We start from the raw sequence: 6,474 nt of genomic DNA, 5'->3' as shown, positions 1-6,474 counted from the left end.
TGACGATAGCGAAGTGGAACCACCTGAACTCATACCGAACTCAGAAGTTAAGCACTTCAGCGGCGACAATAGTTGGGCCTGCCCCTGCCAAGATAGCACGTTGCCGGGTCTTTTTTTATCCAGTAATTGATACTGGCTTTTTTTTTTGTTTATATAGTGTCCTTTTTAGCCGTTTTTATCAATACCATTGTAATTTTATATACACAATCTTATAGTATATTAAAGAGGTGATCAAAATGTCAGAAACTATAAAAAAATTTGATGGTGTTTCAATTGATACAAAGGAAAAAACGATGATGATTGAAAATGGCACAGAAGGTACATACGATTATCGGAAGATTAAAAGAGCTTTGGTTTTAAATGAAAAGGCTAAATTTAAAGGAAGTCAGCCTCCTTTTACTCAGCTTTTACCGCATGGTCCTGGCATTCCGGCAATCTTGACAGATCCATATGTTTACGTTGGTGTCAAGATCGTAATGGATGATGAAACAATTCTTTGTGTTTATACCTCAAAAGAAAAGACACAGACAGGTACAGACCAGTATATTGAAGATAGAAAACGTGCTAAAGAAATTGAGGAATTTCTTTTAAAGATCATTCATAAGTATTATCCGAATGTTTCTAATGATTGATCTATCGTAACATCCATATTCTTTTATAGAAATAGATAGAAAGACATATATTTAAAGTGTTTTCAAATGGAATTCTTTTAAGGAATCGACTGAAATCAGTTGATTCTTTTTGTTTTCTACAAGATAATTCTATAGGAGGATCAATCTCATGAAACGTAGAATACATCTTTCTCGACTATTGTTGATAGGACTACCCATTATTTTAGTTATTTCTATTCTATCTATTTTTTGTTTTCAGCTCTTTAAACCGCAAGAAGAACAAAAAGAAGATCATTCACAATCTTCTATTTCATCGATTACTTTGGAGAAGTTTTTAAAAACTTCAATGGAGCCAGTGGGTCAAACCATGTATGTTTGGGGTGGTGGATGGAATAAAGAAGATACTGCTGCCGGTGAAGAAACAAAAACAATCGGTATATCCAGGCAATGGAAGACCTTCTTTGAAGAACAAGACTCAAATTATAACTACGAAAATACTTTATATCAGATTCATGATGGATTAGATTGTTCCGGTTATGTTGGCTGGGTAATCTATAATACCATGGAAACCGAATCTGACCATGATGGGTATGTGATGCTTTCGGGGGAAATGGCACAAACGTATGCATCCTATGGTTGGGGCACTTATTTGACAAAAGATCAGGTGAAAGATTATTTGCCAGGTGATATTATGTCAAATGAAGGACACGTTTACATCGTTTTAGGAAGTTGTGAAGATGGAAGTATATTACTGGTACATTCATCACCGCCGGGTGTTCGTATTTGTGGTACGGACAATTTTGGAACCTGTACATCGCAAGCTATCACCTTGGCTGATCAGATCATGCGGGAACATTATCCAGAGTGGTACGAAAAGTATCCTGACTGTGTAGTGGATGCTTCTTATTTATCTGACTATGATCAGTTTCGCTGGAATACGAAAACTTTCTCGGATGCCTCTTCATTACAGACATGCTCTGCCAATCAAATCAAAGACCTGTTGTTTAAGGATTAACTAAACAAACAAGTCTTTTCTTTATTTAAATAGGATTTTATCGATCAATAAGAATAGAAAAAAGACATGGCTTTGTAGTAGAAATCCATGTCTTGGTGTTTCAATGTAAACTCTTTATTTTTGAACTTTAGTCTTATGGAAAGGTTCAATTGAATTGATATCGTAAGGTGTATCCTGATATACGATAAAGTTGATCCAGTTTGAGTATAACAAATTCGCACCACTTCTCCATGTAACCATTGGTTCTTTGGTATCATCATCATCATTTGGATAATAATTTTCCGGAACTTTGATTGGTAAGCCCTTGTTTTTATCACGAAGGTATTCTTTTTCCAGCGTGTGCCTGTCATATTCGGAATGTCCGGTGATAAAGATTTGTCGGCATCCTTCGGTAGCACAGGCATAGATTCCGGCTTTAGGACTGGAAGCTAAAACCTTTAAATAAGGACAGGCTTCGATATCTTCATCTTTATTGGCTGTATGACGTGAGTGGGGAACCATAAAAGTATCATCAAAGCCACGAAACAGAATAGAAGATTTTCGTACTACATGATGAGGAAAAATGCCAAACAGCTTTTCATCTAACTGTACTTTTGGAATACCATAATGATAGTACAAGCCGGCTTGTGCTCCCCAGCATATATGGAATGTGGAATGAACATGAGTTTTTGACCACTCCATGATTTCACAAAGCTCGTCCCAATATTCCACTTCTTCAAATTCCAAGTGTTCTAAAGGAGCTCCGGTGATGACCATCCCATCAAAATAACGGTCTTTGAACGCATCAAAAGTCTGATAGAACTTTAACATATGTTCTTGAGATACATTTTTGGATTTATGATTTTTCATCTGCATGAGTTCCAGTTCCACCTGTATCGGTGTATTTCCCAATAGACGTGCCAATTGTGTTTCCGTTTCTATTTTAGTGGGCATTAAATTTAAAACCAAAATATAGAGCGGGCGGATATCCTGTGTTTTTGCACGTGTTTCATTCATCACAAAAATGTTTTCCTGTGTCAGTGTTTTGGTAGCGGGTAATTCATTAGGTATTTTAATGGGCATAGTTATCTCTCCTAAGCATTCAATGCCTGATCAATATCATCGATCAGATCTTGCGCATCCTCTAAACCACAAGAGAATCGCACCATATCGGCACTGATACCAGCGGTTTTAAGTTCTTCATCACTCATCTGACGATGCGTTGTGCTGGCTGGGTGCAAACAACATGTTCTGGCATCGGCTACATGGGTTTCAATCGCTGCCAGTTTCAAATGCTTCATGAATTTTTCTGCCGCACTGCGTCCTCCCTTGATTTCAAAGCTTACAACCCCACAGGAGCCATTCGGAAGATATTTTTGTGCCAGTTCATAATAAGCATCGCCTTCCAATCCACTATATTGTACAGAACGGATTTTTGGATGCTTTGATAAAAACTTGGCTACGGCAAGAGCGTTTTGTGAATGTCTTGGCATACGAACATGCAGACTTTCCAATCCCAAATTTAAATAGAATGCGTTTTGCGGAGACTGAATGCAGCCTAAATCACGCATTAACTGTGCAGTGGCCTTAGTGATATAGGCGCCTTCCAGACCGAAACGTTCGGTATAAGTGATTCCGTGATAGCTTTCATCCGGCGTAGTCAGACCTGGAAATTTATCGGGATATTTTGTCCAGTCAAATTTTCCGGAATCGACGATACAGCCACCTACGGCCACTCCATGTCCATCCATGTATTTTGTCGTAGAGTGCGTTACGATATCCGCTCCCCATTCAAAAGGACGGCATAATACAGGTGTTGCGAATGTATTATCAATAATCAATGGAACACCATGTGCATGAGCCGCATTGGCAAATTTTTCAATGTCTAAAACGGTCAATGCCGGATTGGCAATTGTTTCGCCAAAAACAGCTTTTGTGTTTTCCTGAAAAGCTGCATCCAGTTCCTCTTGCGAACAGTTAGGATCAACGAAGGTAAAATCGATACCCATACGTTTCATAGTCACCGCAAAAAGGTTATAGGTGCCTCCATAAATGCTATTGGATGCAACGATATGATCACCATTACCGGCGATATTAAAGATCGCAAATAGATTGGCAGCCTGTCCACTGCTCGTCAACATGGCTGCAGTTCCGCCTTCCAGCTGGGCAATCTTAGCCGCAACACTATCATTAGTTGGGTTCTGAAGACGTGTATAGAAGTAACCGCTCGCTTCTAAATCAAAAAGCTTGCCCATGTCTTCGCTGGTCGCATATTTAAAAGTCGTACTTTGAATGATGGGAATCTGTCGGGGCTCCCCATTGCCTGGTGTATATCCACCTTGGACGCATTGTGTTCCAATTCCTTGTTTTGTCATGTTTATCCCTCTTTTCGTATAGGTCTATTTTAATTTTTGGAAACCTTATTGTCAAAATTTCTGTATAATATAGAGATAAAAGAGGTGTTGTGTATGAAACTATTTGCCAGTGATCTAGATGGAACGTTACTAAATAAAGAACATAAAGCCGATGCCATTATCAATCAAGGATTACAGGATATTGAAAAAGCCGGACATGTTTTTACAGTATGTACCGGGCGTAATTTATCTTTGACACGATCTGCCGGTCTTATCGACAGTTATAAGATCTGCATGAATGGCGCCTGTATTACCAATCCACAGGATACTGTGCTTTTCTCGCATCCCTTTGATACTGAAACGATTGCCTTATTGTTGAGGCAGCCGTTGTTTTCTTTTGAGTATCAGACCTTAGATGCGATCTATACATCGAAAGATGCGGACACATTTCGAGAGATTTATGAGAAAAACCTGATTTTACGAAATCGGAAGATACAAAAAGATATGGAAAAGAACTTGAAGAATTATGTATTTAACTGTACACCGGATTTTATTCTTCAACAAAAGGTTTATAAGGTCAATTTACATTATGCAGATGCATCTATGCGTGAAAAGGTAGATGCGTTTGTCTCAAAACATAAAGATACGATCATCAATGCCCCGAGTACAACTCGTTTGGCAGAGCTTACCCAAGCCGGTATCACAAAGGCAAATGCGGTTACAGAGCTGGCACAGTATTTGCAGATTGATGAATCGGATGTTTATGTATATGGTGATGGTATCAACGATATTCAAATGCTGGAGCGCTTCGATCACTCCTATTGTCCGAAAAACGGCTCTGCGCAAGCAAAACAAGCGGCCAATCATTTATTGGATGATTTTGAAACATACTCCGTAATTCGTCATATGCAGGAAGTAATAAGAGAATGATTTTAAGAGCGTATCAACCCAATGATTTTTTAGAAGTTTATGCTTTGTTTAAGGATACAGTCCAGAGAATCAATAGAAAAGATTATTCAGATAAACAAATCAAAGTCTGTCTTCAAAGTGATCTTGCACTTTTTCAAAAGAGATTGTCTCTGCATAAAAGCTATGTAGTTACAAATCAAGATAAGATCGTAGGTTTTGGAGATATAGATGATACCGGTTATTTAGATCATTTATACGTAGCGGCTGATAATCAGAGAAAAGGAATTGCCACCTGTCTTATGGAGCAGTTGGAAAAAGAAGTTTCCGGTCCTATTTATGCAGATGTTTCTATTACAGCACGTCCATTTTTTGAAAAAAGAAAGTATAAGGTAGTCAAGCATCAGACTGTACTATGTCATGGAGTAAAGTTACATAATTATAAGATGGTTTTAGAAAGGGATTGAGAAAATGAATCCCTTTTTTCATATAATGTATCTGTTTTCAATGATATAATGGTAAGGCTTGATATTGGGGAGGTCGATTATGAAAAGAGAACGAAATTGGATCAAAGATTTAATTTTTGTACTGTTAGGAAATTTTATCATCGCCTGCGAAGTTGCGTTTATCGTTTTGCCAAATGATTTACTGGATGGTGGCGTTGCCGGTCTTTCTGTAGCTCTGCAGCCATTGATTCCCATCGATCCGGTTTGGATGATCAATGGTTTGACTATTGGTTTGTTCTTATTGGGATTTGTTTTTTTAGGAAAAGAATTTGCCTTGAAGACAGTTGTATCTGCCATAGCCTATCCGGTGTTTGTGACAATACTATCCGGTGTAGCTGATCGTTTTCCTGTAGAAACGTTTGTACTACCTGATTACTTGGCAGCTATCTATGCCGGTGTGTTGGCCGGTTTTGGTTTAGGTTTGGCGTTTCGTGCCAATGCCAGCACCGGAGGAATGGATATACCAGCTTTAATCTTGCGCAAGTTTACACGTATGCCTTCTGGACAGGCAGTTATGATCATTGATGTATTAACCGTTTCTTTGGGAATCTTTACCTATGGACTTCAAAAGGCACTGGTTGGAATCATCACTGCGTTTATTTCCGGACAGGTGATCAATAAAACAGTATTGTTGGGATCACAAAGTGCCAAGAATGTGATGATCATCTCTTCCAAGTGGGAAGAAGTACAAGACTATCTAATGGAAACAATGTCCAGAGGTGTAACGGTACTCAGCGGTAAAGGTGGATATACAGCACAAGAGCGTCCGGTATTGATGTGCGTGCTTTCTCGAAAAGAGTATCCGCTTGTGGAACAAGAGGTCAACCGCATTGATCCGGCAGCCTTTATGATCGTTAGTGATGTCAACGAAATCCATGGTTCCGGTTTTACCTTTGAGGATGGAACAATCAATCGAAATGTATGGTAACATATTGTTAGCTTATATTGTATGAAAGATAGAGATATTTATACATTTGCGTATAAAAGTATCTCTGTCTTTTTCTTTTGTCTTGAAAAAATAATTATTCAAAAAACAATGAAAACGCTTGCATAATCATTTGTTGTATATATAATAGGTTATGTAAAGATATATAATGATATAT

Annotated in this window: 7 protein-coding genes and 1 rRNA gene; 6 read left to right on the top strand and 2 right to left on the bottom strand. The window is 38.3% G+C overall.

Translation table 11 applies throughout. The features are described from left to right. From rrf to U0M88_RS02135, 3 genes are all read left to right on the top strand, one after another. Positions 1–109: ribosomal RNA gene (gene rrf / locus U0M88_RS02145) — 5S ribosomal RNA — on the top strand; the annotation flags it as partial. Positions 110–236: 127 nt separating this feature from the next. Continuing rightward, positions 237–632 carry a hypothetical protein gene (locus tag U0M88_RS02140; protein ID WP_331868756.1) on the top strand — a complete coding sequence of 132 codons (396 nt, stop codon included), beginning with the start codon at positions 237–239 and terminating at the stop codon, positions 630–632. Between the two features lie 148 nt (positions 633–780). After that, positions 781–1,626, top strand: a complete 846-nt coding sequence (locus U0M88_RS02135) for a hypothetical protein (protein ID WP_331868755.1) — start codon at positions 781–783, stop codon at positions 1,624–1,626. Between the two features lie 114 nt (positions 1,627–1,740). Here U0M88_RS02135 and metA read toward each other — a convergent pair whose 3' ends face one another. Both metA and U0M88_RS02125 read right to left on the bottom strand, forming a co-directional pair. Further along, the gene (gene metA / locus U0M88_RS02130) at positions 1,741–2,688 is read right to left on the bottom strand and encodes a homoserine O-acetyltransferase MetA (RefSeq protein WP_331868754.1); all 948 of its coding nucleotides are present in this window, start codon (positions 2,686–2,688) and stop codon (positions 1,741–1,743) included. A gap of 11 nt (positions 2,689–2,699) precedes the next feature. Beyond that, positions 2,700–3,980, bottom strand: coding sequence for an O-acetylhomoserine aminocarboxypropyltransferase/cysteine synthase family protein (locus tag U0M88_RS02125; RefSeq protein WP_331868753.1), 1,281 nt, complete (start codon positions 3,978–3,980; stop codon positions 2,700–2,702). Positions 3,981–4,073: 93 nt separating this feature from the next. Here U0M88_RS02125 and U0M88_RS02120 point away from each other — a divergent pair, with 93 nt between their 5' ends. The 3 genes from U0M88_RS02120 (at position 4,074) to U0M88_RS02110 (ending at position 6,299) form a co-directional block, all read left to right on the top strand. Further along, positions 4,074–4,889 carry an HAD-IIB family hydrolase gene (locus U0M88_RS02120; RefSeq protein WP_331868752.1) on the top strand — a complete coding sequence of 272 codons (816 nt, stop codon included), beginning with the start codon at positions 4,074–4,076 and terminating at the stop codon, positions 4,887–4,889. After that, positions 4,886–5,332: a GNAT family N-acetyltransferase gene (locus U0M88_RS02115; RefSeq protein WP_331868751.1), complete on the top strand. Its 447-nt coding sequence runs from the start codon at positions 4,886–4,888 to the stop codon at positions 5,330–5,332. Before U0M88_RS02120 ends, U0M88_RS02115 begins: the two co-directional genes overlap by 4 nt. A 79-nt stretch (positions 5,333–5,411) precedes the next feature. After that, entirely contained in the window at positions 5,412–6,299 is an 888-nt protein-coding gene (locus U0M88_RS02110; protein ID WP_331868750.1) for a YitT family protein, read from the top strand. Positions 6,300–6,474: the final 175 nt, after the last annotated feature.

The organism is Faecalicoccus sp. (assembly GCF_036552745.1).
Taxonomy (GTDB): Bacteria; Bacillota_I; Bacilli_A; order Erysipelotrichales; family Erysipelotrichaceae; genus Faecalicoccus.
This window is presented reverse-complemented; position numbering and strand designations above follow the sequence as displayed.

What these genes read in the sequence shown, in the direction of transcription:
- U0M88_RS02140 (WP_331868756.1), top strand. Translation starts at nt 237, where the DNA reads ATGTCAGAAACTATAAAAAAATTTGATGGTGTTTCAATTGATACAAAG.
- U0M88_RS02135 (WP_331868755.1), top strand. Translation starts at nt 781, where the DNA reads ATGAAACGTAGAATACATCTTTCTCGACTATTGTTGATAGGACTACCC.
- metA (WP_331868754.1), bottom strand. Translation starts at nt 2,688, where the DNA reads ATGCCCATTAAAATACCTAATGAATTACCCGCTACCAAAACACTGACA.
- U0M88_RS02125 (WP_331868753.1), bottom strand. Translation starts at nt 3,980, where the DNA reads ATGACAAAACAAGGAATTGGAACACAATGCGTCCAAGGTGGATATACA.
- U0M88_RS02120 (WP_331868752.1), top strand. Translation starts at nt 4,074, where the DNA reads ATGAAACTATTTGCCAGTGATCTAGATGGAACGTTACTAAATAAAGAA.
- U0M88_RS02115 (WP_331868751.1), top strand. Translation starts at nt 4,886, where the DNA reads ATGATTTTAAGAGCGTATCAACCCAATGATTTTTTAGAAGTTTATGCT.
- U0M88_RS02110 (WP_331868750.1), top strand. Translation starts at nt 5,412, where the DNA reads ATGAAAAGAGAACGAAATTGGATCAAAGATTTAATTTTTGTACTGTTA.